The following is a 25429-nucleotide window of genomic DNA, read 5'->3' on the forward strand; positions in this document are numbered from 1 at the left end:
GGCTGCTTACTTAAAGCAGTCTTTTTCCATTTTTTGTTTACAACGCACGAATTTCCTATTAATATGGTACATATTCGGTTCTTCACCGGTTCAAAAAGGAGAGTGACTTGATGAGTGTTTTCTTTCTTCATCCTATGGCGCTGATCTTATTTACATTGCCTTTATTATCTTTGATTTGGGGGATTGTTGGCTACTGCATCTTTAAGCGAGTTTATATCGTTCTTATCATCACATTTGCCGCCTCCACTATTTTCATATTTGCCTATACTGGGTTTGACATGTCAAATATGTATTGGGTCGTGTTGATGACCTTTTTATGCATGTGTACCTCTGTCATCACAAAAATCATTCGCTATATGTATGCCCGCTATAAAAGAGCGTAACGAAAAAGCTATTCACAAAAATCAGCTTTTTTTGGTTCCATTCAACTCTTCTTCAGTTTGGTATAATAGATCAGTATATTCAAAACGAGCATAGAAGGGCGAAGGGGACACCATGCACACATTTAATCTTACTTCAAAAGATGTAGAGTTAATAGACGAAGCAAAAAAGAAGATTACGAGCCTTTATGAAGAGGATAAACACCATGTAGGAGCCGCTATCCGCATGAAAACAGGAGAAATGATCTCGGCTGTTCATATAGAAGCGTATATCGGACGGGTAACGGTTTGTGCAGAAGCCATTGCAATTGGCAGTGCTTTATCGAATGGATATAAAGATTTTGATACAATTGTTGCCGTTCGGCATCCATATTCAGATGAAGACGATAGAAGATTGAGGGTCGTAAGCCCTTGTGGCATCTGCAGAGAGCTCATTTCAGATTTCGGACCAGAATGTTTTGTCATCTTAGAAATAGATGGCGAACTAGTCAAAGTGAAAATCGGGGAACTGATTCCACTCAAATATACTCGAAGTTGATGTACGACCTAGACTTAGCAGGAAGAGGGACGCAGCAAGCATCAAGCGTTCTCTTTGTTACAATCCAGATAACTGAAAAATCGCTCCACAAAATCAGCCCCATGTATTTTCTCCATATGCACCGTGTTAAAAATATATTGTTCCATATGCTCAAGCTTGCGCAGGCTGCGTACCAGTACTTTCCGATCCTCGTCAGAAAGATGAGGGTCATGATTTATCTTCAGCAATGCCTGTTTGACACGCGCGGAGACCTTTTCAACATATAGATGGTTTTTGGAAGCTGGCGGAATACAATGCGACAGGTCACAGCCTATAAAGCGAACACCGTCAAGAATGCAGTTTTCAAAATTGGCGATCAGCTTTTGTTTACCATTTCCTTCAAACGTTATATCCACTAGCTTACCGGTAAAGGTACAATGAACAATATTCGCTGCTTGTAAAATGCGGTCATTAAACCTACATTGATAAAATGTACAGTCGATAAACACAGCATTCTCCAATGTCATTCCTCTCATATCACAGGAGGAAAATTCGCAATTCTTAAAAACAGCCTCGCCCCTAGCAACCCCAACAGAGCGCAAATCGGAAAGAATAAAAGTACTATGCTCAACTGTACTAGCTGCAAAAAATCTCGCATTCGTCAGATCACACGTATTAAATATAAGATGTCGCAGGTGACAGCTCCAAAATATAGGTGAATGAACATTCGAGTTGTTGATCGTCGATCCGCTTATCGTTTCGTGTTCATACCTGACAATATCAGAAAATATTTCATTGTCTACTGACATACCAGACTCAAGCCTTCTCATTGTGATCACCTATCTTTTCTTCAGAATTTTTTACAAGGATGAATACCTTCCAGCAAGTTCATTTCTGTTTCACTAAGCGGTTGGCATTGACAAGTTATTATATCACAAAGCTAGAAACATAAAGAGAGCGGTCATCGTTTTGAAGGCGCTTATCTTGCAATGTGTCTTTCACACTCACTTTAAATCATAAGGGGACAAAAGAATGAAAAGATATGACGCATTCCCAGAACCAATCGGCGGCTATACTGCCGGGCGCACACAGATGGATTTTGAGTACACGGCATCTGATCACTCAAAAAGAGAACTGACCGCATTTGTATACTATCCGTCTGATAGCAATGAAGTGAAGACCCCATCAACGTACATGTTTCCTGAAGTATACGAAATGCTGCATGACCAGACGCTTGTCACTGAGTATATGAAGGAAAAGGATTTTTTCTCTATCGATATCCAAACGCATTGTTACGACGACCTGGCTCTTTCCGGGAAAGAAGAACGCTATCCAGTGTTATTTTATGTTTGCGGCGGGGGCGGCTCTCCAGAATGGGGGACTGTGATCTGTACAGACCTTGCAAGCATGGGGGATGTTGTCGTCAGTATCGGTCATCAAAACAGCACGATGTATAAGCGTAAAGATGGGCGTCTGTTTAATGTATCAAAGGATTTTTCAGATGTCATTATGGCGTTTTCTGAAGATCCAGACATGATGGCGCTGGCTGGTCAGATGACGATGCGGCCAGACGTTGAAACTGCCATTGAGACATGTCGTAACGTCCTTACACTGCCAATACTTCATCCGTTAACGAAATATAGTGAATTACAGGCAGAGGATGTAAAGTATGCAGCCGATTATCTTTACAAACTAGACTCCGGGGAACTCAATTCCATCTTTAATGGCAGATTGCTGCTTGACGCCGGCATGGGCATAATCGGACATTCTTACGGAGGGCCTACGACAGCGATTGTTTGCCGGGATGACGACCGATTTGCCTGTGGGATTGGCCTCGATAGCGGTGCATTTGGTCTTCTTGACAGCGACCTGAAAAAAACCTTTTTGCTGCTTTTTTCTGAGCCTAACTATCATATGAATGCAATCATTGGCGCAAACAATAGCATGGAAACCTATTATTTCTCTGTTAATCATGCTGCACATTTAGATTATTGCGACATCGTGTTTACCGGTGTAAACGAAGAACTGAGAGGCAAACGGAATGCGATGGAGATGAGGAATCTTATCACAGACTATACAAGGACGTTTTTTGATCATTACATTCTGCAAAAGCCTGTACATGTGGAAAGTCTATCATACGATGGCGTGGACTTGATTAAGAAAACGAGCAGAAAGTGATCTAAAATGAAAAAAAGCCTTGAGAATTAGGCTTTTTTTGTTTCTCCATGGAAAAATATTTGTTTCTATTTCTGATCCCCAAAATATATATCCGCCACGATTTTAAAAAAAGCCTTCAAAGCACGTGTTTTATATTGTTCATTTTACACTCCTATTATTCCAATCGACTTTGATGTAGTCGGGCATTATTCAAGACCTGAAATCTTTCAACTCGTCGTCAATGAAGAGAAAAAAGAACATGTAAAGTGGATGAATCGATGAAATCACACGAAAAAAAGAGCAGCCATCAGCCGCTCTTTTTTTCGTGTGTCAACCTTGATGAGTTTTTAATGGACCTTTTGTGATATGAGTAAGAGGAGCATTAATGTTAAAGATTTTAGCGTTAATGTCTGTTATTCCAAAGCTAGTGATTCTTTTAGAATGCATCTCAAGATAGTTTTCAGCTGCTTCTTTTGCTTCGAATAAGTAGATTCCGCCAGCCTCATTCTTCTCCGGATTCTCCGTCCATATTTTCCATATGAAATCGTCTTCCTCATTTATACTTTTCGCTAAATCAGAAAACTCTTTTGCCATTTCATCACCGAAAGGGCCCTTCATCTTAAAATCCACCTGTAATAAATGTGGCATCGTCATTCTCCTTATGTTGAAGTTGTAAAATACAGTTCCCCCAGCACATCTTTCATTTGATACTGCTGCTGCGGAAGTTCTTTCTCCATAAAAGACCGTACATTTGATTGGTCAACATCGTACATTACTTCAATTTCTTTAGAAAATAGAAGTTTTTCATTTTCGAGCAGGGTAGAAACAGCTGGGCGTTTTTTCGGTTCAAGTTCTTCAGTGTTTAAAGCTTGCTTTAATCCTTCAACATAGACTTCAAATGAGCGTCCACCCGTGATTTTGACTCCTTTATTTTCTTCGTTGACGAAGATGATCGTTGGGAAACCTCTAGCACCAAGGTCTCGAACTAGAGTAAAATCTTGATTTAATAATTCCTGGCCGCTTGGCAGCTCCGCTTCATGGACAATCACATCTCCGTTAAGTCCAAGGTCGTTGACGATGTCAATCAACACTGCGACATCAGATATATTTTGATTGAATGCAAATAGCGCTTCTCTCGCACGGCGTAAAAAAGTATAGGCTAGTGCATCATCATGATGTTTTTGAATCACTTTGAACACGCGAGAGGGCGGGTAGGAAGATTGAACAGGATTGTCAATCATTAAGGACCCATCAATTGGCATGCGAGAATGTTCTCCAACCTCTCTCCAGTGACCAGCCACATCAGCAGGTTTGTAAATCCCGTTTGCAGGATCAATTGGACCGCCATGCCATTTCTCTAACAGTCCACCCAACACAGTCTGAAAATGAAAATAATGTCCATATTGCTCTTTAAATCGACGCAGCACAGGTTCAATTGCCCAGCAATGCGAACAAATCGGATCTGTTACATAATAGAGCGTTATTGTTTTTTTAGGTTGCTGAAAATCAATGACCTGAATATCCTCTTCTTCACCTACACCACATACACCTGTTTCTATATCACAAAACATCTCATTGTTTTTCAATTTCATTTACCTCCTCAAATTTTGTAGGAACGCTATTCCCTATCAGTTTGTTTGAATCAAGCAATGATTTACTTTACAATTAGATCTTAAGACACAATGAGTGAGACCAAAACCAATAATTTCTTCAATTTGTTGTTTATGCAACAGATTGATAGATGTGTTGAAAAAGGAGGAGGGATAAGATGACGCAGCCAAAGACAGATCCTCGGGTTCTGAGAACGCGTAAGTTAATCATGGAGTCATTTATTCAACTTTCATCGAAAAAGGAATTTAAGGATATTACGATCAAAGATGTTACGGCAGAAGCCATGATCAACCGAGCGACGTTTTATTATCATTTTGAGGATAAATACGATTTGCTGGATAAAACACTATCAGAAGTATTATCGATTAATTTAGAAAGTATTAATTTCAATAATCGTAAACTAGATGAAGATACGATTATCAATATTTTTAAAGCACTAACGAATTTTCAACAATCTCTGCATAACCGCTGCCAAGTAGAATATGAAACTGAACTTGCTCCTATTGTGAGGGAACAGCTTGAAATTATTTTTTATCAATTATTAATCCATCAATATACAAATGTTGAAAAGCAAATTCTGAAGGTCACAGCTGTTTTTTTAAGCTGGGGAATTCACGGAGCTTCTGTTGAGTGGAGAAAAAATAGTTCGCACGTATCATCAGAGGAGTTTATCAAATCAGCAGTGCCATATATCTTGTCAGGGATTGATTTTAAACAAGTAGATAGATGATTTGACAATTTTCAAATGCTCCACTAATATAAATGCTATAGCATATAAATTTCATAGAGGGTGTTTACATGGATTTACAAGATTTAATCGGCTATCTCGTTCATCGTACCGATCTCAAAATGACAAATTATTTTACGAACAGGTTAAAGCCTTACGGTGTCACGCCTGAACAATGGAGTATTATTAGCATTCTGAGTAGTGAAAAGGGGACTACTCAAAAAGAATTGGCAGAAGGAATTGATAAAAATCAAACCACTGTCGTCAGAATGATCCAGTCTATGGAACGAAAAGGGCTTGTCAAAAAAATCTATAATGAGCAAGACCGGCGCTCACATCACCTGCTTTTAACGGAAAAAGGGGACGAGGTCAAAAAGGCCATTCTTCCTGTTGTCATGGATGCACATCAAACGGTGACAAAGCAATTAAACGATGAAGAGATTCAACAATTAAAATTACTTTTAAACAAATTATTTCATTCACACTATGAATCTTGAAATGTCTAATCTGTAACGAACTATTTATGCCCAATATATGCTATGACATATAAATTGCATCAGCTGAAAATTTGTCCATTTGGACTGAGTGTTTCAGTCAAATAACTTAGAAAGATGTGATCACGATTTTCATACTTATTCTGCAAATCATATTGGCCGCTTTCTTTTTTGTAACAGGATCGAAAATTATATCAGGGAAAATGGCAGAAGAGTTCAAACGATTTGGTTTACCTGCTTTTTTTAATGTTTTAACCGGAGCCTTTGAGCTCATAGGCGCAGCTGGAATGCTGATCGGCATATGGATGCCAACAATCGCAATATTATCAGGCTTATTGTTAGGAGGCACGATGCTGGCAGCTGCACTTACTCTGATCGTATTGGCCAAAGATCCCTTTAAAAAAGCAATCCCGGCACTTGTGTTATTCGCTCTCAGTATTGGGATCAGCTTGTACCACATTCTTTAAGTTCATACCAAGGTAAGTCACAAAACCTAAACAAATCTCCACTATTCTAATGGTGGATGATGTTTAGGTTTTTTAGCGATTGAATTGTTTTCGAAGAACTAAGCATGAGACAGCAAATACTGCAAAAGCGCCCGCTGATCCAGCAGCAAACACGAGCTCAGATTGTTCTAGTTTGGACTTGAATAACAAAGGGACAGAAAGAATGAGAGCGGCACCACTAAAGCTCAATCCTAATATCAACATTGCTAGTAATTTATTCATAGAAACACCTCTTACACTCAGAATGAAAACAATCGAAAAAAAATCATATTTGGAGTGTATCATATGGTAACGGTCGATTGCTTTCTTTTCATTAAAGCACTCGTAAAATAAACTTTTTTAAACGAACACTGTTCTTAACGAACGGTGTTCGTTATAATATAAATGAGATGTGGCTTTAAACGATTTTCATAAAGAAGAGGAGATGCATACGATGACGGCATTATCTAAGGATCAAAAGCAAATCGCTATCATTGGAGGAGGACCTGGGGGGCTAACGCTCGCCTTAATACTACAAAATTACGGTATACAAACAACCATCTATGAACGAGAGGTGTATGACAAGAGTCTAGAAAGAGGGGGCTCACTGGATATTCACGAAGAAACAGGCCAAAAAGCTTTAAAAGAAGCGGGAATTTATGAGGAATTTCAAAGGAACGCACGCTATGAAGGAGAAGATTTCCGCTTACTTGATAAGTCAGGAAAAATTTATTTAGATGAAGAAACGGAACCAGATCAAAAAGGCACCCGCCCTGAAATTGATCGTGGTATTTTGTGCGAACTGCTGTTAGATCAAATTGATGCTGAAAACATCAAATATGGATATAAACTAGAAAGCTGCATTTCATTAGAAAACGCATGACGGAGCTTCATTTTGAAAACGGAGTTGTCGAGACAGTTGATCTTTTAATTGGAGCAGATGGTGCTTTTTCTCGTGTACGTCCTCTGTTAACAGATATTGATATTGAATACGCCGGACTTACGATGCTGGAACTGAATATCCTCAACGTAAAGGTAAACCACCCTGATTTAGCTGCATTTAATAAACGCGGGAAGATGTTTGCTTTAGCAGACCACAAAGGACTGATTGGTCAGTTAAACGGGGATGGACGAATAAAAGTGTATGCAAGCCTTATGGTAGAACGTAACTGGATTGAGGCTTGTGGTATTCCTTTTCATCAAGCGAAAGAAGCAAAAGAACAATTATTAGAGTTATTCAATGATTGGGACGATCAGCTGAAAAATTATATTCGTTATGCAGAAGATGCCATCATTCCAAGACGGATTTATACGCTTCCTGTCGGTTTTAAATGGAATCGCCATAAAGGAGTAACGCTTATCGGTGATGCAGCTCATGTCATGTCACCATTCGCAGGGGAGGGCGTAAACATGGCGATGTTTGATGCAATGGAACTCGCACTTGCGATTGTCCGAAATCCTCATCATATCGAAAAGGCTATAGAAGAATACGAAGACATGATGTACGAATATTCATCGGAGAAAGCTCATGAATCGGAGAAAAGTTTAAAACTATGTTTTTCAAAAAACGCTGCGGTCAAGCTTGCTGAAATGATGAATTCTTTTCAAGAAAACGGTGATTGATGCTCAATTTACTATTTGACTTTGACATGTTATAAAGAGATTATGAACAATTCAAATCGTCGTACTATAAGTCGTCGGTCTCGGCCGGCAAAAGAGCCCTTAAGCCGTGAACTCATTGTGAAAACCGCCTATGAGCTTTTAAAGGAGCAAGGGTTAGAGGGCATGAGTATGCGTAAGGTGGCTAAAGCATTAGATACGGGACCTGCATCCTTGTATGTCTACGTGAACAATTTTCAAGAACTAAGTGCTTACGTATTGGATTATGGTCTTGGCCAAATGGTTTATCCAGATTCAGTGAATGGCACATGGAAAGAACAGTTATTTGACATATTGCATACTTATTTCCTACTGTTATTCGAAAAACCTGGTCTTGCTGAAATTTCTCTTTCCACCATCCCACAAGGAACGAACTTTTTACAGTTGACCGAACATATTCTCGCTGCATTGCATGAAGGTGGGATCAAATCTACATCTGCTGCATGGGGAGTAGACCTGCTACTGTTATACGTATCTTCCGTAGCATACGAAAAGGTCTCTTGGAAGAAACATGGCTCTTCGCAGATTTCAGATACAAAAAAAGCATTTCATGATGCAGACAAAACGCGGTTTCCTTTCATCCATAGACTGAAAGAAGAAATGTTTGCAGGTGATACCGTATCAATGGAACGGTTCAGGTGGGGAATTGAAGTCATTTTGTATGGAATCCAGCAAGAAGTCAATTAGAAAGGAGCAAAAGCAAAAGCAGTCAATGGCTGCTTTTTTATATTTTCTCCACTTTTTCAGCATATATAAAAAAATCTATATATTGTTTTTATATATAAAAAATTATACAATATAGTGGAATAAACAAATGAGGTGCTTAGGCATGGAAAATATAAAGAATTTATTAGAGAGCTATATTCCTTTAGCAAAATCTACGGCAAAAATGTTTGGACCAAATTGTGAAGTAGTGATTCATGATTTAACGAACCCTCAAGCATCTGTCATGTTTACAGTCAATCATCATGTGACGGGAAGAAAAATCGGTCAATCTTTTGATCATTTGGTAAAGACTGTTTTACAATCAGAAGATTTTAAAGAAGATTATCTTGCTGGGTATACATTTAAAACCGAAGACAACCGTTCCATTCGTTCTTCGACTTCATTAATTCGTGATTCGAAGCAAAAGGTAATCGGGGCATTCTGTATCAATTTTGATGTTGAAGCATTGAATCAAATGCAGCAATTTATGGATACTTTTCTTTCTACAAAAGTTGAAGTTCAAGAGAATGAAACAACTACAAATGATGATCTTGAAAATGTGGAAGAAATCGTAGATCAATTGATTCAACAAATCATTCAAAACAGTGTCCACCCAGTCATGAAACGCTATGAAAAAATTGAATTAATAAGGTTCATGGATGAAAAAGGAATCTTTTTAATGAAAGGATCTGTTGAGAAGGTCGCATCTATGTTAGGAATTTCTAAAGTCACTGTCTATAGCTATTTGGATGAGATCAAACATAAATCGAATGAAGGGGAAACGAAATGAAAAGCATCCTTGAGGTAGGGAATCTAAAAGCCAACGGACACTATGCATTCGCAACCATTCATCAAAACACGGTCTATGTTTCAGGACAATTTGCCATCAATCCTGAAACGAGAGAAAAAGAATTCGGCCCCATTGAAGAAGAGACATTACAAGCGCTTAAAAATGTGGAGATGATTGTAGAAGCGGCTGGAAGTAATAAAGAAAAGATTTTGCGTATGACATTATACATTTCTGATATTGAACTTTGGGACAAAGTAGATGCGGTTTACACTGAATTTTTCGGTGAACACCAACCAGCACGTACTGTTGTACCAACGAATGAATTACATTTCGGTTTCAAAATTGAAATTGATGCTATTTCTTATATTTAGAATATTTTTTTGCCTAAGATATATAAAAAAATATATTTTGCATAAAAAATTATCCGAAGGGATGATGGATGATGAATCAATTGATTTGTAACCATTGTGGGAAAAAGTATGAGATGACACCAACTCTATGGAAATGTGATTGTAATGGCGTATTAAACCTGGTGAAAGATACCCCTAAAATAGACATGGCGGCTTGGGATGACTATCCAAACTCATTATGGCGTTATGTTGAAACCATGCCCTTTTCAAAGGGGTCTAAGACCTGGGAATCTGTAACAATGGGTGAAGGTCAAACTCCGTTAATCCTTTTAGATCTGAATGAGCCAAATACTTATGTAAAAGTTGATTATATGATGCCTACACTCTCCTTTAAAGATCGAGGAGCTGCTGTTTTAATGACAAAGGCAAAGGAATTAGGGGTATCAAAAGTCATTGCGGATAGCAGCGGGAATGCAGGAACAGCGATTGCCGCTTATGCAGCTCGTTGCAAGATTGCATGTGACATCTATTTAAGCGATGAAACTTCACCTAAAAAGGTCACTCAAATAAAAGCCCATGGAGCAACGATTAAAGAAATTCGTGGTACACGCGAGGACATTGCTGCTGCAGCCCAAAAAGCAGTAGACGACGAAAACGTTTTTTATGCAAGCCATGTATATAATCCTTATTTTTTTGAGGGAACAAAAACATACGCCTATGAAATCTATGAACAAGTAAAAGGAGCACCAGATGCTTTAATCATTCCGGTTGGAAATGGTACTCTCCTTCTAGGAGCGTATTATGGCTTTAAAGAGTTATTTGAAAATGGTTTGATTCATAAAATACCGAAAATCATTGCCATACAAGCGAAAAACTGTGCACCTCTTGTGAAAGCTTATCAAAACGAGGAGGAATCAGCATCGCCTGTTACGAATACAGGGACCTTAGCAGAAGGGATAGCCATTGCTGCCCCGGCGCGCTCCAAACAAATTCTAGAAGCTGTACAAGATACCAATGGTACATTTATAGATATTGAAGAAAATGAGATATTGAATGCACGCTCTAAACTAAGTGAGAAAGGATTTTATGTAGAAGTGACATCTGCAGTCAATTTTGCCGGCTACTTGAAATATAAAAAGGAATCAAAAGAAACCATCGTCATTCCTCTTTGCGGGGCAGGGATTAAGTCAAAATAACCCGTAGAATACAACTTGAAAGCGGAGGAATGCTTCATGGGATTGGATTTTACTCATTGCGAGGCACATTGGTCATACAGTGACTTCCATGATTTTAGAAAAAGGTTAGCAGCTAGTATTGGTATGAATTTAGATGATATGGAGGGGTTTGGTGGGGAAATACCCTATAAAAACTACCATGACGACATCATCCCATTGCTGGAACAACCCGATTCTGATATTACTTATCACCAGGTGTTTGTCAGACCGTCGCTGCGAGATTGCGTCAACTGATCCGGAATTGGCCAGATGATGATATAGATAAAATGAACGCTCTCTATCTAGCAGAGGGAATGGAACTAGCGCATGAACAAAATGAGGTATTGGGATTTATATAGGAAGCGGATATGTTGTCATATGGCAGCTCATCAATATAAATATGTAAGTAGCTGTCGATAAATTCGGCAGCTTTTTTATGAGGTTTTGGCTTTGAATAAGAAGGTTGTTTAAAGAACTCAGCTTTTTATTTTTTGTTTTTTCTAATAATTGATTGACTGAAAGCGCTTTTAACATTATGATGTAGCTATAGTTAACCAAAAGTTACTCACAAATACACATTAAATACTCAAATGTTAACCACTTATGTAGCCACTAAGTTTTAAAAACCTATGCGTGGTTTCAGAGAGTATACACATTTTTTTGTTTGCTAACTTCACTCCACTGGCTCAAAAGTGCGCAATCATTGATTTTAAATTGATAAGGAGATTAAGAAAAATGTATATTCATTCCGAATTAATACCAATGAAGACTATGATCTTTGAGGCAAGAAATACCGGCTATGCTGTCGGCCAATTTAACATCAATGGGCTTCAATGGGCAAAAGCCATCTTACAGGCAGCTGAAGAAGAAAAATCACCCATTATTTTAGCTGCCTCTGATAGACTCATAGAATTTCTAGGTGGGTTTCGAACGATTGTAGGGATGGTAAATGGATTAGTTGAAGACATGGCTGCCACAGTTCCGGTTGCTCTACATTTAGACCATGGAATGAGTGTTGAAAGGTGTAAAGCTGCAATTGATGCAGGCTTTAGCTCAGTCATGTTTGATGGTTCACGGCTTCCTATTGAAAAAAATATAGAAATGACAAAAAAAGTTGTAGAGTATGCCAAATCGAAAGGAGTATCTGTTGAGGCAGAAGTCGGTACTGTTGGTGGAATGGAGGATGGACTGATTGGAAATGTGAGCTACGCAGATCCGATTGAATGTATTCGATTGGTTGAAGAAACAAATGTAGACGCTTTGGCAGCAGCACTTGGATCAGTCCATGGACCATATCAAGGGGAGCCAAAATTAGGGTTTAAAGAAATGGCGTACATATCCAAAAAGGTTGGGATTCCACTCGTACTTCATGGGGGATCAGGCATTCCTGTACCACTTATCCAAAAAGCAATTGCACTTGGTCATGCAAAAATAAATGTGAATACAGAATGTACTCAAGCATGGTCGGCTGTTACTCGTGACACATTCATGAAAAATAAAGAGACTTATGATCCACAAACGCTCTTAACGCCAGGCCAGCAAGCGATTAAGAGCGTTGTAAAAGAAAAAATAAGGGAGTTTGGCTCTCAGCAGAGAGTACACAGCGAATGACAACGTTAATTTAGTTTTAAAAAGGAAGAAAATCATGCTAAAAAACAAAAGGCTTGAAAGAATAAAACAATACGTCATAGAACATCAATGTGTGTCTCTTGATGACTTAGTGACCACGTTCGAAGTATCGAAAAATACCATTCGAAGAGATGTACAAAAATTAGTCGAACAAGGTCATTTTCATAAGGTTTATGGAGGTGTTGCTTTTAAACTCGCTCGCTTAGAATCTTTTGATGATAGACAAATCAAAAACCAAACAGCAAAACAGTCGATTGCTAGAGTGGCAGCAAGTATGGTGAAAGACGGAGATACTATTTTTATAGACTCAGGAACAACTACACTGGAAATGATCCATTACATCCACCAAAAAACGCTTACGATTGTCACTAATAATATGGACTTTATCTTCCAAGCAATTCCTTTCCATAATTTAACGATCATTTCGACAGGTGGTTTTTTAGAAAGAAAAACGAAATCCTTTTCTGACCATTCCATCTCTAGGGTGATAGACCAATATAATTTTGATCAAGTATTCATGGCATCAACTGGTGTCTCCATCACAAATGGTGTGACAAACTCTTCTCCTGTTGAAAGCAGCATGAAAGAAGTAGTTGTCAAAAAAGGGGGAGAAGTTTTTCTTTTAGTCGATCATACAAAGTTTGATAAGCAAGCGATGGTGACCTATTGCACATTAAATGCTGTAAATTATGTGATTACCGATAAACAATTAAGTGAAAGGTATCAAACATGGATGCAAACAAACAACGTGAAATTAATTGTTACGGATTAGATGAAAACATGATCTTGTAAACTAAAATGACACAATAAGGAGTGGTAATGTATGAAATCTATCAGATTAACGATGAGTCAAGCATTAGTCAAATTTCTAAATGCACAATTTATTGAATTTGACGGAAAAAAAACACCTTTTGTTCAAGGCGTTTTCACTATATTCGGACATGGAAATGTCGTAGGGATTGGTCAAGCATTACAGGAGGATCCCGGAAATCTCAAAGTATATCAAGGGAGAAATGAACAAGGAATGGCACATGCTGCTACGGCGTTTGCAAAACAGAGCAACCGCCGGCAAATTATCGCGTGCTCTTCCTCGGTAGGTCCTGGTTCAGCTAATATGGTCACTGCTGCTGCTACAGCAACAGCTAATCAAATTCCACTTCTTCTTCTGACTGGAGATGTTTTTGCAACTAGACAACCAGATCCAGTCTTACAACAGATTGAACAAACTCATGATTTAACGCTTTCCACAAACGATGCTTTTCGCTCAGTTAGTAAGTATTGGGATCGTATTTCAAGGCCCGAACAGTTAATGTCAGCTATGATTAGTGCCATGCGAGTTTTAACGGATCAATCAGATACAGGAGCCGTCACCATTTGTCTTCCTCAAGATGTCCAAGGAGAAGCATGGGATTATCCACTTCATTTCTTTAAAGAACGTGTGCATTATATTGACCGCCAGAAACCATCGAATAGAAGTATAGAGGCCGCCGCATCTCTTATTCGATCAAAAGAAAAACCTCTTCTGATTTTAGGGGGAGGTGTACGTTACTCCGAAGCAGCCGACACCTTTCGTCATTTTGCAGAAACTTTCCATATCCCATTTAGTGAAACACAGGCAGGAAAAAGTGCAATTGAAAGTACCCATCCATTAAACATTGGAGGGATTGGTGTTACAGGAAATAAAGCGGCAAATGATATCGCCCAAAATGCCGATCTCATCATAGGTGTTGGCACACGCTTCACGGATTTTACGACTTCATCTAAATTGTTCTATCCTGAAACAGAAGTTCTAACGATCAACTTATCAGAATTCCACGCCTCCAAATTAGAAGCCACAAAAATTATTGCTGATGCAAAATCGGGATTAGAGGCGCTCATGACAGCATTAGATGGATACCGTGCTGCATATACAGATGAGATCCAGCAGGCGAAAAAAGAATGGGATCAAGAACTTGCTCGCTTAAAGGACATCCAGTTTACAGGTGAAGATTTCGTACCAGAAATAAAAGGACATTTTGATCAACAGCAGATAGAAGAATATAAAAATAGTCTCAATACTGAATTACCTCAAACGACTGTACTTGGACATATCAATGAATGGATATCGGAAGATTCTATTATTACTTGTGCAGCAGGCAGTCTTCCAGGGGATCTACAGAGAATGTGGGTGGCCAAAGAAAGAAATACGTATCATTTAGAATATGGTTATTCATGTATGGGATATGAAATTGCTTCTGCACTGGGAGTGAAAATAGCTGAACCGACGAAAGAGGTATATGCCCTAAGTGGAGATGGCAGCTATTTAATGCTTCATAGTGAATTGGTGACAAGTCTCCAAGAAGGATTGAAAATAAACATTATCCTTTTTGATAACTCTGGCTTTGGATGTATTAACAATTTACAAATGGATCATGGAATTAACAGTTTTGCTACTGAATTTCGAGCACGCAATCAGCAAACAGGGCAATTAGATGGGGATATCTTGAGAATCAATTTTGCTCAGTCTGCCGCTGGATACGGAGCAAAAACGTATGAAGTACATACTTTGGACCAACTCAAGGCTGCCATTGAAGATGCAAAAAAACAAACGGTTAGCACTTTAATTGATGTGAAAGTTTTACCAAAAACCATGACAGATGGCTATGGATCTTGGTGGCATGTAGGAATTTCAGAAGTAACTCAGCAAGATTCAGTCAAAAAAGCCTATCAATTGAAAGAAAAACAATTAGAAAAGGCAAGAAAATATTAAATAAAACAGAAAGGTGAGGAAAATAGATGCCTGAATTAATTGTTCCACCATATAAACGTGATTCAGATGGAAAGGTATTAAGTATCACCCCGCAATCAGCAGGATGGAAATACATTGGGTTTGAAGTGTATAAGCTATCCCAAGGGGAAACGCTTCAAAAGCAAACCAACGATCAAGAAGTGTGTATTGTGATTTTATCTGGGAAACTTCACATTTCAACCAAGTTAGAAAAATGGGAGCATGTTGGTCAAAGGATGGATGTATTTGAAAAAACACCACCTTATTCCATTTATGTGCCAAATAATGATCAATTCACGATTGACGCTCTCACTGATGTTGAAATTGCGATCTGTTCTTCACCGGGTAAAGGAACTTTTCCAGCTCGCCTGATTACTCCAGCTCAAGTTGGTGTTGAACAGAGGGGAGCAGACAACATCTCTAGACAGGTTCATAATATTTTACCAGAACAAGCTCCTGCAGATCACTTACTAGTAGTGGAAGTATTTACACCTGAGGGAAACTGGTCAAGTTATCCGCCTCATAAACACGACGAAAACAACTTACCTTATGAATCTTATTTAGAAGAAACATATTATCATAAAGTCAATCCAAAGCATGGTTTTATTCTCCAAAGAGTGTATACAGATGATTTATCTTTAAATGAAATAATGTCTGTTCAAAATGAAGAAGCCGTTCTTGTACCAAAAGGTTATCATCCTGTTGCTGCGCCTCCTGGTTATGAAAGCTATTACTTAAACGTAATGGCTGGACCAGTCCGCACTTGGAAATTTCAAAACAGCAAAGAGCATGAATGGGTAATGGAGCACAAATTATCGGAAAGCAGGGGGAAATGACCATGTCTTATTTGACTTTTAAAAAAGATAGAAAATTAGATGTCATTGCGCTCGGGAGATTGTGTATTGATTTAAATGCAAATGAAATTGATCGTCCAATGGAAGAGACCCTCACATTCACAAAATATGTCGGCGGCTCTCCTGCAAATATTGCGATTGGTCTGTCAAGGCTTGGTATGAAGACAGGGTTCATTGGAAAAGTAGCCAATGATCAAATGGGACGTTTTGCTACAAAATACCTCAAACAAAATCATGTCGATACAGAGGGAATATCGATTGACCAGACCGGAGCTATGACAGGGCTTGCCTTCACAGAAATTAAAAGTCCTGAAGACTGTAGTATTTTAATGTACCGTGACAACGTGGCCGATCTTAAATTAGAAGTAAGCGATGTTTCGGAAAACTACATTAAAAATGCTAAATCTTTACTCATTTCAGGAACAGCCCTTGCAAAAAGTCCATCAAGAGAAGCCGTTTTCGTCGCCCTTGATTATGCTAGGAAACATCAAGTCAACGTCATCTTTGATTTAGATTATCGACCGTATACGTGGAATTCAGAAGCAGAAACAGCGATTTACTACAATCTAGCAGCCGAGAAATCCGATTTACTCATCGGTACAAGAGAAGAGTTTGATTTGATGGAAAAATTGACCTCCGACGGACCATCTAATGACGCTAAAACATCTAAAAAATGGTTCGACCATCACGCGAAAATTGTCATTATTAAACACGGCGGTTCAGGATCAATTGCTTATACTCAAGACGGTCTTTCTCAACAAAGCGGCATTTTTAAAACGAAAGTACTCAAAACATTCGGAGCTGGAGATTCCTATGCTTCAGCACTTATCTATGGATTACTAAATGATATGACATTACAAGAAGCGATGCGTTTTGGAAGTGCATCTGCTTCCATTGTCATCTCTAAGCACAGCTCCTCAGAGGCTATGCCATCTGTTTCAGAAATTGAATCATTCATGAAAACAGCAGAAGAAATTCTACTTTAAAAAGGGGAGAACATGATGACAAAAACAACAATAAGAACAGTGAAGAATTATATTGGTGGAGAATGGCTTGAATCCGTAAGCAGTCAAACAGAATCTGTTTTCAATCCTGCAACTGGTAAAGTGATTGCTGAAGTTCCATTATCTACAAAAGAGGATGTTGAACGCGCAATTCAAGCTGCGAATGAAGCATTTCAAACATGGTCAAAAACAGCTGTACCTAGACGAGCCCGTGTTCTTTTTAAATATCAGCAGCTGCTCGTAGAAAATTGGGATGAACTCGCTGAACTAGTAACTTTAGAAAATGGAAAAAGCTTAACTGAAGCTCGTGGTGAAGTTCAACGGGGGATTGAGTGTGTGGAATTTGCAGCGGGTGCACCGACATTAATGATGGGGAAACAGCTTCCTGACATAGCAACAGGCATTGAATCTGGAATGTATCGATATCCAATCGGTGTTATTGGTGGTATTACGCCTTTTAACTTTCCGATGATGGTTCCTTGCTGGATGTTTCCATTGGCGATTGCTTGCGGAAATACATTCGTCTTAAAGCCATCAGAGAGAACACCACTTCTAGCAGCAAGACTTGCAGAATTATTTGTCGAAGCAGGATTACCAAAAGGGGTGCTCAATATTGTGAACGGTGCTCATGATGTAGTAAATGGACTAATTGAGCACAAACAGGTCAAAGCAATTTCATTTGTTGGTTCACAGCCAGTAGCAGAATATGTGTACAAAAAAGGAACAGAGCATGGAAAAAGGGTGCAGGCTCTTGCCGGCGCAAAAAACCATTCCATCGTATTAGATGATGCGGATTTAGATGGTGCTATTAAACAAATTATTGGAGCAGCTTTTGGTTCTGCTGGAGAGAGATGTATGGCAGCAGCTGTTGTTGCGGTGCAAGAGGAAATTGCTGATCAATTCATTGGAAAATTAGTTGAAGAATCGAACAAAATCGTGATTGGAAACGGTATGGATGACAATGTTTTTTTAGGGCCTGTTATTCGTGAAGGACATAAAGAACGTACACTTCAATATATCGAGCAAGGAATAAATGAAGGGGCACATATGATTCGAGATGGACGAAAAGACGACATTACGAATGATGAAGGATATTTTATTGGCCCAACGATTTTCGATCATGTTACACAAGAAATGAAAATTTGGCAGGATGAAATCTTTGCACCCGTTTTATCCATTGTGCGAGTAAAATCACTGAATGAAGCAATAGAACTTGCAAATGCCTCAAAATTTGCAAATGGAGCTTGTCTATATACTGATAGCGCCGCAAGTGTTCGCACATTTAGAGATCAAATTGAAGCAGGTATGCTTGGAATTAATGTTGGGGTTCCAGCTCCAATGGCATTCTTCCCATTCTCTGGTTGGAAGGAATCATTTTATGGAGACCTTCATGCAAATGGTACAGATGGGGTTGAATTTTACACAAGGAAAAAAATGGTTACTGCACGTTATTGATTTAAACGATGCATTGATCACAAGTTGGAAATGAATCATGAAAAATAAAGTGATATTCTCCATTATTTCATTCATTTTTTGGTTTTCACAATTTCTATATGTGCCCGTTTTATCCCCCTATTTGGAGACATTAGGGGGTGACTATCTCTTAATCGGTCTCATATTAAGCAGCTATGGATTCCTGCAGCTTTTATGCAGACTCCCATTAGGGATATTAGCGGATTATATGAAAATAAGAAAACCTTTTATTCTGCTCGGAATTTTAGCCAGCACGATCAGTTGCCTCATATTTTTCTTAACAGAAGATTTGGTTTTTGCTTTAATTGCCCGCTGCTTCGCTGGATTAGCGGCCGCAACCTGGGTCGTGTTTACTGTGATGTATGCAAGTTATTACCATGAACATGAATCTAATCAAGCAATGAATCTCATTTCATTTATTGTCGTATTTGCACAACTTCTTGGAATGGGACTGAGTGGGTATTTAGTAAGTCAATGGGGGTGGCATGCACCATATTTTCTTGGTAGTTTGCTCTGTATCCTTGCATTTGTTTTACTGCTGTTTATATCTGAACCAAAACATTCTAGGAGTCGTAGTCAAATAGAATTGAAATCGCTCTTATTCACTTTGAAGAAACAAACGCTTCTTCAACTATCGTTTTTATCCATTTTGGCACACGCTATGATTTTTATTACAACGTTTGGGTTTACATCAGCTTATGCATTAAGTATTGGTATTCCTAAAAGCCAGTTAGGATTGACCACTTTCTCTTTTATGATTCCACATGCAATCGCACCTTTAATAATAGGTAAAATCGCTTCTTCGATAAGAAAACAATGGATGGTTTTAATCGGCTCATTTATGTTTGCCACAATGTGTATTTTTACAATGCCTATCACCACTCAGCCAGCTATTTTTTACATCATACAAGCGATGATGGGGCTATCATTAGGTTTTATTTTCCCTCTATTATTAGGTATGTGTTACCAGTCAGCTTCTGATCACATGAAATCAACGGTTGTTGGTGCATATCAAGCGATCTATGCAATAGGAATTTTTGGAGGACCCTTTATCGCAGGAATTTTCAACTCTTGGTTTGGGCTTAGTGCAGGTTTTTACTTTGCTGCCTTGCTAGGTGGAATTGCTACATTACTTGCTGCGAGATGGAAAAGCAAAGCGATGAAACATAATATTTATCATGACAGCATTGGCAAAATATAAAGTTTTCTTGTAGGTATAATCACAAATCATATAGGGGAGATGAATCCATGGGACAATATTTAGTACATCAACAAGCTACTTCCTCCAAGTGTTTAGATCAAACATTACCAGAACTCGTTTATGTTTGTCATGCCAATGAAGAGCACACTAATTTACCGCGAACAATGCATATGCATAAGCAAATGTTAGAGATTGTTTTTATCAAAAAAGGTAAAGGAAGGCACTTGATTGGCAATAACATATATGATGTCAAAGAAGGAGATATCTTAATATATAATAGTCATGTTTTGCATGACGAGTACATGGATCAAACATCTAGAATGAGTGTTTACTGCGTAGGAATGAAAAATGTTAAGTGCCCAGGCTTACCAGAGAATCACTTAGTACCTGAATCAATGTCGTGTGTATGGAACTGCGGGGATCAAGCTCATCAAATAGAAACTTTATTAGAGATGATCCTTTTCCAGGTCAAAACAAATCAACCTGGTCACCAAGAAACATGTAGTTATTTACTATCCGCTCTTATCTCATTGCTGTTAACCATCCCTAAAGAACAACCGCTTATGACAGAAGAAGTCTGCTGCTCTCTATTCTTAAAAATCAAATCATATATTGATCTTCATTATGCTGAAAATATCACACTTTCTTCTATAGCAAAAGAAATGAATGCTAGCCCTTATTATATTGCCCATTTATTTAAGAAACACACTGGATTCTCACCAATTCAGTATATCATTCGTCGACGGATTGGTGAGTCTCAATCGCTGCTAATCAACACGAATTTTACCGTTACACAAATAGCCGGTATGACCGGGTATGATAATCCAAACTATTTCACATCTTTATTTACAAAACTGATTGGCATATCTCCTAAAAAATATCGTCAATTATGGCGGGGTGTTTAAATGAAACTAGACTATTTTTAACACAAGATCGTGAAGGTTTTTGATGAAAATAACGATAAATATGACGAAACTCCAATACATTTAAACAATAATTTGAAGGAACAAAATGTTTTTGAGATTTATAATAAATACACAAACATATTGTATGCGCTTTCTTTTGTGAAGGAGGGAAGAAAATGAGTGAAAAAAATAAGCTTTTTTTCACTAAAATAGGTATTCCATACTCGCTAAGATGGGGATATCTTGGCATGATACTTTTCATGATTGGAGATGGATTGGAACAAGGTTGGCTGTCACCTTATTTAGTTGAAAGGGGACTATCCGTCACACAGTCTGCTCAATTATTTGCGGCATATGGTTTAGCTGTCGGAATAGCTGCTTGGGTATCAGGGGTCTTAGCTCAAATTTGGGGAATTAGAAGAGTGATGTGGGCTGGATTTATCATGTTTACGATATCTTCTATTCCTTTTATCGCTCTAGGTGTTTCCAACTTGAACTACCCTGTTATGCTCGTTACATATGTGTTAAGAGGTGTAGGCTACCCGCTGTTTGCTTATTCATTTATCGTTTGGATCACGTATCGGGCAGAGCAAAAAATATTGGCACGAGCCGTAGGATGGTTTTGGTTCGTATTTACATGCGGATTAAATGTTGCAGGGCCATTTTATTCCTCTATAGCGATACCTATTATAGGTCATATTTATGTATTATACACAGGTATCTTCTTTGTTTTGATAGGAGCCATTATCGCACTTGTGCTAACAAAAGATGAAGTGAAACAAAATACAAAAGATCAATCTTCTATCAAGGAGCTATTAAGCGGAATATTTTATATGTTTGAGCGTCCAAGGTTAGCGGTAGGTGCAATAGTCAAAATAATCGGAACATTAGGTCAATATGGATTTGCCATATTTTTACCTAGTTATCTCATAAAATACGGTTACTCAACTGAAGAATGGTTACAAATTTGGTCATCCATTTTCGTTGTGAATATTTTATCAAACTTATTATTTGGTTTTATTGGAGATCGCATCGGATGGAGAAAAACGATCATTTGGTTTGGATGTGTAGGCTGTGCTCTATCGACCATCGCCATCTATATAGCCCCGATGATAATTGGTCACAGTTTAATCGGAATGATATTGATCTCATGTTTATTTGGATTTTTTTTAGCGGGCTATGTACCTATTACGGCGCTAATCCCTTCTATGGCTCCAGCAAAAGACAGAGGAGCCGCAATGTCTGTACACAATCTAGGATCTGGTTTAAGCGTGTTTGTCGCACCATTCATTGTCAGCCTCTTTATAGAGCCGTTAGGAACAAGTGGCGTCATTCTCATCTTTGCAGCCTTATATTTATTTAGCGGATATTTAACAACATTTTTGAAAACTCATGAGGAGTTAGAACAAAACAAAAAGAAGACAGCAATACAAATGAATGTGTTAGATAAAACACCATAAAGCGAGGAGAAATGTCTATGTCTATTCAAATTGCAGGTGCCCCTTGCTGCTGGGGTGTTGATGATCCGAAAAATCCATACCTTCCTCCATGGGAAAGAGTCTTAAATGAAGCCTCACAAGCTGGTTGCCATGGAATTGAACTAGGACCTTATGGATATATCCCTTTTGACATACCAAAAGTCACAAAGGTTTTAACAGAATTGGATTTAACGATTATAGCAGGTACTATTTTTGACAATTTAGTAGATCAAGAAAATATTGAAAATCTCATAAAACAAGTGGACGATATCTGCTCTTTTATAACCAAATTACCCGCAGCCCCTGCATTAAAACATCATCAGTATCAAGCCCCTTATTTAGTTGTCATCGACTGGGGGCACGAAGAGAGGAATAAACATGCAGGAAGGCCGGAAGAGGCTCCTCGTTTATCAGAACAGAAATGGAAACAGATGATCCAGCATATTAAAAAGATTGCAGAACATGCATGGAATAACTACGGAGTCCGGGCTGTGATTCATCCTCATGCAGGTGGTTACATTGAGTTTGAAGATGAAATCAATAGGTTGTTACATGAAATTCCTCATGAAACAGCAGGTCTGTGTTTAGACACTGGTCATCTATACTATTCAAAAATGGACCCTATCGAATGGATCGAACGATGTGCGAACAGATTAGACTACTTGCATTTTAAAGATATTCATTTAGACACGTATCACCAAGTCATGAAAGAGCGCACACAATTTTTTGAAGCATGTGCTAAAGGAGTCATGTGCCCAATCGGTCAAGGAGTCATAGACTATCATAAAATTCGGCATCTATTAACAGAACTAAACTATGCAGGATACGTGACGTTTGAACAAGAACGTGACCCGCGAGATGCTGATACAAGCTTAGAAGATGTCAAACAAAGTGTAGATTTTCTGAACAAACTTGGTTTTGCAAACGAATTGAAAGCGAGGAATCGTTAAATGATTAATGGTGAAAAAATAATCGAGCGTCCCATTCGTTGGGCGATGGTCGGCGGAGGACGCGGGAGCCAAATTGGGTATATTCATAGATCTTCCGCTTTACGAGATGGGAACTTTCAGTTGATTGCAGGGGCATTTGATATTGATCCAGAAAGAGGACAATCCTTTGGAATCAACCTACATATCGACCCCTCACGATGTTACTCAGATTATCAGACAATGTTTGAAGAAGAACAAAAAAGAAGTGACGGTATTGAGGCTGTCTCGATTGCCACACCAAATGGTACGCATTATGAAATTTGTAAAGCTGCACTACTTTCGGATCTTCATGTGATTTGTGAAAAACCTCTTTGTTTTACAACACAAGAAGCCGAAGAGCTATTAAAGTTAGCAGAAGAGAAGAATAAAATTGTTGGCATCACATATGGTTATTCCGGCCATCAAATGATTGAACAAGGAAGACAGCTGATTGAGGAAGGGAAATTAGGAGACATCCGTCTTGTCAATATGCAATTTGCACACGGGTTTCACTCAGAGGCAGTAGAAAAGAAGAACGCTAGCACAAAATGGCGTGTAGATCCTAAAATGGTTGGACCAAGTTATGTTTTAGGAGACTTAGGTACCCACCCGCTGTTTTTATCTGAAATTATGTTACCAAACTTAAAAATAGAAAAGTTAATGTGTACAAGGCAAAGCTTTATCAAAGAGCGTGCTCCTTTAGAAGATAATGCCTATACAATCATGAAATATGACAATGGAGCGGTTGGAACGGTATGGTCTTCAGCGATAAATGCAGGATCTATGCACGGTCAAAAGATTAGAATTGTAGGCTCCAAAGCGAGCATTGAATGGTGGAGTGAACAACCTAACCAGCTTCGATACGAAATTCAAGGAGAACCGGCACAAATATTAGAAAGAGGTATGCCTTACCTGCACCCACTAGCCTTAGAAGAGGATCGTATTGGTGGTGGACATCCTGAAGGGTTATTCGAAGCTTGGTCAAATTTATATGCAAGATTCGCAAAAGCGATGGATAATACACGACTAGGTATTAAAGGTACAAGCGAAATATGGTTTCCAGATATCCGAGCGGGCGTAGAGGGAGTAAGATGGGTAGAAAATTGCGTGCGCTCAGCAAATAATGGCGCTGTTTGGGTTGACTATATTTAAATTCATATCATAGAAAGGAGTTTTATCATTGCGATTGGTTTATGATCCATCACATTATCGAGACAATACAAATCTAAAAGACACCATTGATACAGTAGCACGACTAGGTTATGAATATGTGGAGCTATCTCCTCGTAAAGACTTCATTTGGTTTTATGAGTATCCAAAGGTGAACAAACAACTGATCAAAGATTTAAAAAAGTTCTGCAAAGATGCGGGGGTGAAAATATCCTCTGTTTTACCTGTCCAGCAATGGTCTTCACCAAATGAACAAGAACGACAAGCAGCAGTGAAGAATTGGAAAAGATGCATTGAGATTACTTCAGAATTAGAAGTGGATCTAATGAATAGTGAGTTCAGTGGTGATAAAAGCAGACCTGTTGAAAGTGAAGCAGCTTTTTTGAAATCGATGGATGAGCTGATGCCTATATTTGAACAAGAGGGCATCAAGTTAAACATCCAATCTCATCCTAATGATTTTATCGAACTAAACACTGAAGCCATTCGTATGATTAGAGCATTAGATAAAGACTGGATTAAGCTAGTCTATTCTGTTCCCCATGCTTTTTTCTATGATGATGGGATCGGTGATGTCGCAAAACATTTAGAGGAAGCTGGAGATCTTCTTGCTCACGTATTAATTGCGGATACCCTCAATCATAAAGCAGCTTTTGGATTGCGCTATATCATAAATCCACCTGATGCAAATGTAACCATTCATCAACACTTAAACCCTGGGGAAGGGGAAATTAACTTCGACGCTTTGTATCGTAAATTAAGAGAAATGAAATTTGATGGAATTGTCACAAATGCGGTTTTTGCTTATCCAGACCGTCCTGAATGGTCGAATGAGATCACTTTAAAATCGATTAAACAAGGTTTGCATATTTAAAGTAAGGATTATAAGAC

Annotated in this window: 27 protein-coding genes and 1 pseudogene; 24 read left to right on the forward strand and 4 right to left on the reverse strand. The window is 38.5% G+C overall.

What is annotated here, in order from left to right:
• Positions 1-110 precede the first annotated feature (110 nt).
• Positions 111-383 (forward strand): DUF2651 family protein, encoded by a 273-nt coding sequence (locus V6Z54_RS17250; RefSeq protein ID WP_041085178.1) that lies wholly within the window; start codon positions 111-113, stop codon positions 381-383.
• A 112-nt stretch (positions 384-495) separates the two neighbouring features.
• A complete protein-coding gene (locus V6Z54_RS17255) occupies positions 496-918 on the forward strand; it encodes a cytidine deaminase (RefSeq protein WP_041085177.1) in 423 nt (140 codons plus the stop codon).
• Positions 919-959: 41 nt separating this feature from the next.
• Here V6Z54_RS17255 and V6Z54_RS17260 read toward each other — a convergent pair whose 3' ends face one another.
• Complete coding sequence (locus V6Z54_RS17260; RefSeq protein ID WP_338527531.1) at positions 960-1727, reverse strand: pentapeptide repeat-containing protein; 768 nt, start codon at positions 1725-1727, stop codon at positions 960-962.
• Between the two features lie 202 nt (positions 1728-1929).
• Between V6Z54_RS17260 and V6Z54_RS17265 the strand changes: the two genes are divergently transcribed.
• Entirely contained in the window at positions 1930-3075 is a 1146-nt protein-coding gene (locus V6Z54_RS17265) for a choline esterase (RefSeq protein ID WP_338527532.1), read from the forward strand.
• A 309-nt stretch (positions 3076-3384) separates the two neighbouring features.
• On the opposite strand, the gene V6Z54_RS17270 is transcribed toward V6Z54_RS17265, so the two are convergent.
• Positions 3385-3702 carry a monooxygenase gene (locus V6Z54_RS17270; protein WP_338527533.1) on the reverse strand — a complete coding sequence of 106 codons (318 nt, stop codon included), beginning with the start codon at positions 3700-3702 and terminating at the stop codon, positions 3385-3387.
• An 11-nt stretch (positions 3703-3713) separates the two neighbouring features.
• On the reverse strand, positions 3714-4640 hold the full coding sequence (locus tag V6Z54_RS17275; RefSeq protein WP_073979514.1) for a DsbA family protein: 927 nt from the start codon (positions 4638-4640) through the stop codon (positions 3714-3716).
• 182 nt (positions 4641-4822) lie between these two features.
• Here V6Z54_RS17275 and V6Z54_RS17280 point away from each other — a divergent pair, with 182 nt between their 5' ends.
• The 3 genes from V6Z54_RS17280 (at position 4823) to V6Z54_RS17290 (ending at position 6353) form a co-directional block, all read left to right on the forward strand.
• Positions 4823-5395 (forward strand): TetR/AcrR family transcriptional regulator, encoded by a 573-nt coding sequence (locus tag V6Z54_RS17280; RefSeq protein WP_041085172.1) that lies wholly within the window; start codon positions 4823-4825, stop codon positions 5393-5395.
• A gap of 68 nt (positions 5396-5463) precedes the next feature.
• Complete coding sequence (locus tag V6Z54_RS17285) at positions 5464-5889, forward strand: MarR family transcriptional regulator (RefSeq protein ID WP_041085171.1); 426 nt, start codon at positions 5464-5466, stop codon at positions 5887-5889.
• A gap of 116 nt (positions 5890-6005) precedes the next feature.
• Positions 6006-6353, forward strand: coding sequence for a DoxX family protein (locus V6Z54_RS17290; protein ID WP_338527534.1), 348 nt, complete (start codon positions 6006-6008; stop codon positions 6351-6353).
• A 72-nt stretch (positions 6354-6425) separates the two neighbouring features.
• Here the strand turns inward: V6Z54_RS17290 and V6Z54_RS17295 are convergent, their stop codons facing one another.
• Positions 6426-6614, reverse strand: coding sequence for a hypothetical protein (locus V6Z54_RS17295; protein WP_039178972.1), 189 nt, complete (start codon positions 6612-6614; stop codon positions 6426-6428).
• Positions 6615-6825: 211 nt separating this feature from the next.
• Between V6Z54_RS17295 and V6Z54_RS17300 the strand changes: the two are divergent.
• From V6Z54_RS17300 to V6Z54_RS17385, 18 genes and pseudogenes are all read left to right on the forward strand, one after another.
• Positions 6826-7994 (forward strand): annotated as a pseudogene (locus tag V6Z54_RS17300) (NAD(P)/FAD-dependent oxidoreductase).
• A 42-nt stretch (positions 7995-8036) separates the two neighbouring features.
• The gene (locus tag V6Z54_RS17305; RefSeq protein WP_338527535.1) at positions 8037-8717 is read left to right on the forward strand and encodes a TetR/AcrR family transcriptional regulator; all 681 of its coding nucleotides are present in this window, start codon (positions 8037-8039) and stop codon (positions 8715-8717) included.
• 142 nt (positions 8718-8859) lie between these two features.
• The gene (locus V6Z54_RS17310) at positions 8860-9525 is read left to right on the forward strand and encodes a helix-turn-helix transcriptional regulator (protein WP_269103437.1); all 666 of its coding nucleotides are present in this window, start codon (positions 8860-8862) and stop codon (positions 9523-9525) included.
• Positions 9522-9896 carry a RidA family protein gene (locus V6Z54_RS17315; protein ID WP_338527536.1) on the forward strand — a complete coding sequence of 125 codons (375 nt, stop codon included), beginning with the start codon at positions 9522-9524 and terminating at the stop codon, positions 9894-9896. The genes V6Z54_RS17310 and V6Z54_RS17315 overlap by 4 nt, the downstream gene beginning before the upstream one ends.
• A 71-nt stretch (positions 9897-9967) precedes the next feature.
• Positions 9968-11071 carry a threonine synthase gene (locus V6Z54_RS17320; protein ID WP_338527537.1) on the forward strand — a complete coding sequence of 368 codons (1104 nt, stop codon included), beginning with the start codon at positions 9968-9970 and terminating at the stop codon, positions 11069-11071.
• Positions 11072-11107: 36 nt separating this feature from the next.
• Positions 11108-11344 carry a hypothetical protein gene (locus tag V6Z54_RS17325; RefSeq protein ID WP_338527538.1) on the forward strand — a complete coding sequence of 79 codons (237 nt, stop codon included), beginning with the start codon at positions 11108-11110 and terminating at the stop codon, positions 11342-11344.
• A 480-nt stretch (positions 11345-11824) separates the two neighbouring features.
• Positions 11825-12700 carry a class II fructose-1,6-bisphosphate aldolase gene (gene fba / locus V6Z54_RS17330; protein ID WP_338527539.1) on the forward strand — a complete coding sequence of 292 codons (876 nt, stop codon included), beginning with the start codon at positions 11825-11827 and terminating at the stop codon, positions 12698-12700.
• A 34-nt stretch (positions 12701-12734) separates the two neighbouring features.
• Entirely contained in the window at positions 12735-13490 is a 756-nt protein-coding gene (locus tag V6Z54_RS17335; RefSeq protein WP_338527540.1) for a DeoR/GlpR family DNA-binding transcription regulator, read from the forward strand.
• Positions 13491-13541: 51 nt separating this feature from the next.
• Positions 13542-15467: a 3D-(3,5/4)-trihydroxycyclohexane-1,2-dione acylhydrolase (decyclizing) gene (gene iolD / locus V6Z54_RS17340; RefSeq protein ID WP_338527541.1), complete on the forward strand. Its 1926-nt coding sequence runs from the start codon at positions 13542-13544 to the stop codon at positions 15465-15467.
• Positions 15468-15493: 26 nt separating this feature from the next.
• Positions 15494-16321 carry a 5-deoxy-glucuronate isomerase gene (gene iolB, locus V6Z54_RS17345; RefSeq protein WP_041085161.1) on the forward strand — a complete coding sequence of 276 codons (828 nt, stop codon included), beginning with the start codon at positions 15494-15496 and terminating at the stop codon, positions 16319-16321.
• Between the two features lie 2 nt (positions 16322-16323).
• Positions 16324-17325 (forward strand): 5-dehydro-2-deoxygluconokinase, encoded by a 1002-nt coding sequence (gene iolC, locus V6Z54_RS17350; RefSeq protein ID WP_338527542.1) that lies wholly within the window; start codon positions 16324-16326, stop codon positions 17323-17325.
• Between the two features lie 15 nt (positions 17326-17340).
• Complete coding sequence (locus tag V6Z54_RS17355) at positions 17341-18798, forward strand: CoA-acylating methylmalonate-semialdehyde dehydrogenase (RefSeq protein WP_338527543.1); 1458 nt, start codon at positions 17341-17343, stop codon at positions 18796-18798.
• 37 nt (positions 18799-18835) lie between these two features.
• On the forward strand, positions 18836-20017 hold the full coding sequence (locus V6Z54_RS17360) for an MFS transporter (protein WP_041085158.1): 1182 nt from the start codon (positions 18836-18838) through the stop codon (positions 20015-20017).
• 47 nt (positions 20018-20064) lie between these two features.
• Complete coding sequence (locus V6Z54_RS17365) at positions 20065-20922, forward strand: AraC family transcriptional regulator (protein WP_041085157.1); 858 nt, start codon at positions 20065-20067, stop codon at positions 20920-20922.
• Between the two features lie 176 nt (positions 20923-21098).
• Positions 21099-22382 (forward strand): MFS transporter, encoded by a 1284-nt coding sequence (locus tag V6Z54_RS17370; protein ID WP_041085156.1) that lies wholly within the window; start codon positions 21099-21101, stop codon positions 22380-22382.
• Between the two features lie 17 nt (positions 22383-22399).
• The gene (locus tag V6Z54_RS17375) at positions 22400-23350 is read left to right on the forward strand and encodes a TIM barrel protein (protein ID WP_218677487.1); all 951 of its coding nucleotides are present in this window, start codon (positions 22400-22402) and stop codon (positions 23348-23350) included.
• Positions 23351-24520: a Gfo/Idh/MocA family oxidoreductase gene (locus V6Z54_RS17380; RefSeq protein ID WP_041085154.1), complete on the forward strand. Its 1170-nt coding sequence runs from the start codon at positions 23351-23353 to the stop codon at positions 24518-24520.
• A 28-nt stretch (positions 24521-24548) separates the two neighbouring features.
• A complete protein-coding gene (locus tag V6Z54_RS17385; protein ID WP_041085153.1) occupies positions 24549-25412 on the forward strand; it encodes a sugar phosphate isomerase/epimerase in 864 nt (287 codons plus the stop codon).
• Positions 25413-25429 lie beyond the last annotated feature (17 nt).

Source organism: Bacillus sp. MAG717A, from assembly GCF_036884855.1.
Lineage (GTDB): Bacteria > Bacillota > Bacilli > Bacillales > Bacillaceae > Bacillus > Bacillus safensis.

Coding starts and splice junctions, on each gene's coding strand:
- V6Z54_RS17250 (WP_041085178.1), top strand. CDS start 111: ATGAGTGTTTTCTTTCTTCATCCTATGGCGCTGATCTTATTTACATTG.
- V6Z54_RS17255 (WP_041085177.1), top strand. CDS start 496: ATGCACACATTTAATCTTACTTCAAAAGATGTAGAGTTAATAGACGAA.
- V6Z54_RS17260 (WP_338527531.1), bottom strand. CDS start 1,727: ATGAGAAGGCTTGAGTCTGGTATGTCAGTAGACAATGAAATATTTTCT.
- V6Z54_RS17265 (WP_338527532.1), top strand. CDS start 1,930: ATGAAAAGATATGACGCATTCCCAGAACCAATCGGCGGCTATACTGCC.
- V6Z54_RS17270 (WP_338527533.1), bottom strand. CDS start 3,702: ATGCCACATTTATTACAGGTGGATTTTAAGATGAAGGGCCCTTTCGGT.
- V6Z54_RS17280 (WP_041085172.1), top strand. CDS start 4,823: ATGACGCAGCCAAAGACAGATCCTCGGGTTCTGAGAACGCGTAAGTTA.
- V6Z54_RS17285 (WP_041085171.1), top strand. CDS start 5,464: ATGGATTTACAAGATTTAATCGGCTATCTCGTTCATCGTACCGATCTC.
- V6Z54_RS17295 (WP_039178972.1), bottom strand. CDS start 6,614: ATGAATAAATTACTAGCAATGTTGATATTAGGATTGAGCTTTAGTGGT.
- V6Z54_RS17305 (WP_338527535.1), top strand. CDS start 8,037: ATGAACAATTCAAATCGTCGTACTATAAGTCGTCGGTCTCGGCCGGCA.
- V6Z54_RS17310 (WP_269103437.1), top strand. CDS start 8,860: ATGGAAAATATAAAGAATTTATTAGAGAGCTATATTCCTTTAGCAAAA.
- V6Z54_RS17315 (WP_338527536.1), top strand. CDS start 9,522: ATGAAAAGCATCCTTGAGGTAGGGAATCTAAAAGCCAACGGACACTAT.
- V6Z54_RS17320 (WP_338527537.1), top strand. CDS start 9,968: ATGAATCAATTGATTTGTAACCATTGTGGGAAAAAGTATGAGATGACA.
- V6Z54_RS17325 (WP_338527538.1), top strand. CDS start 11,108: ATGGGATTGGATTTTACTCATTGCGAGGCACATTGGTCATACAGTGAC.
- fba (WP_338527539.1), top strand. CDS start 11,825: ATGTATATTCATTCCGAATTAATACCAATGAAGACTATGATCTTTGAG.
- V6Z54_RS17335 (WP_338527540.1), top strand. CDS start 12,735: ATGCTAAAAAACAAAAGGCTTGAAAGAATAAAACAATACGTCATAGAA.
- iolD (WP_338527541.1), top strand. CDS start 13,542: ATGAAATCTATCAGATTAACGATGAGTCAAGCATTAGTCAAATTTCTA.
- iolB (WP_041085161.1), top strand. CDS start 15,494: ATGCCTGAATTAATTGTTCCACCATATAAACGTGATTCAGATGGAAAG.
- iolC (WP_338527542.1), top strand. CDS start 16,324: ATGTCTTATTTGACTTTTAAAAAAGATAGAAAATTAGATGTCATTGCG.
- V6Z54_RS17355 (WP_338527543.1), top strand. CDS start 17,341: ATGACAAAAACAACAATAAGAACAGTGAAGAATTATATTGGTGGAGAA.
- V6Z54_RS17360 (WP_041085158.1), top strand. CDS start 18,836: ATGAAAAATAAAGTGATATTCTCCATTATTTCATTCATTTTTTGGTTT.
- V6Z54_RS17365 (WP_041085157.1), top strand. CDS start 20,065: ATGGGACAATATTTAGTACATCAACAAGCTACTTCCTCCAAGTGTTTA.
- V6Z54_RS17370 (WP_041085156.1), top strand. CDS start 21,099: ATGAGTGAAAAAAATAAGCTTTTTTTCACTAAAATAGGTATTCCATAC.
- V6Z54_RS17375 (WP_218677487.1), top strand. CDS start 22,400: ATGTCTATTCAAATTGCAGGTGCCCCTTGCTGCTGGGGTGTTGATGAT.
- V6Z54_RS17380 (WP_041085154.1), top strand. CDS start 23,351: ATGATTAATGGTGAAAAAATAATCGAGCGTCCCATTCGTTGGGCGATG.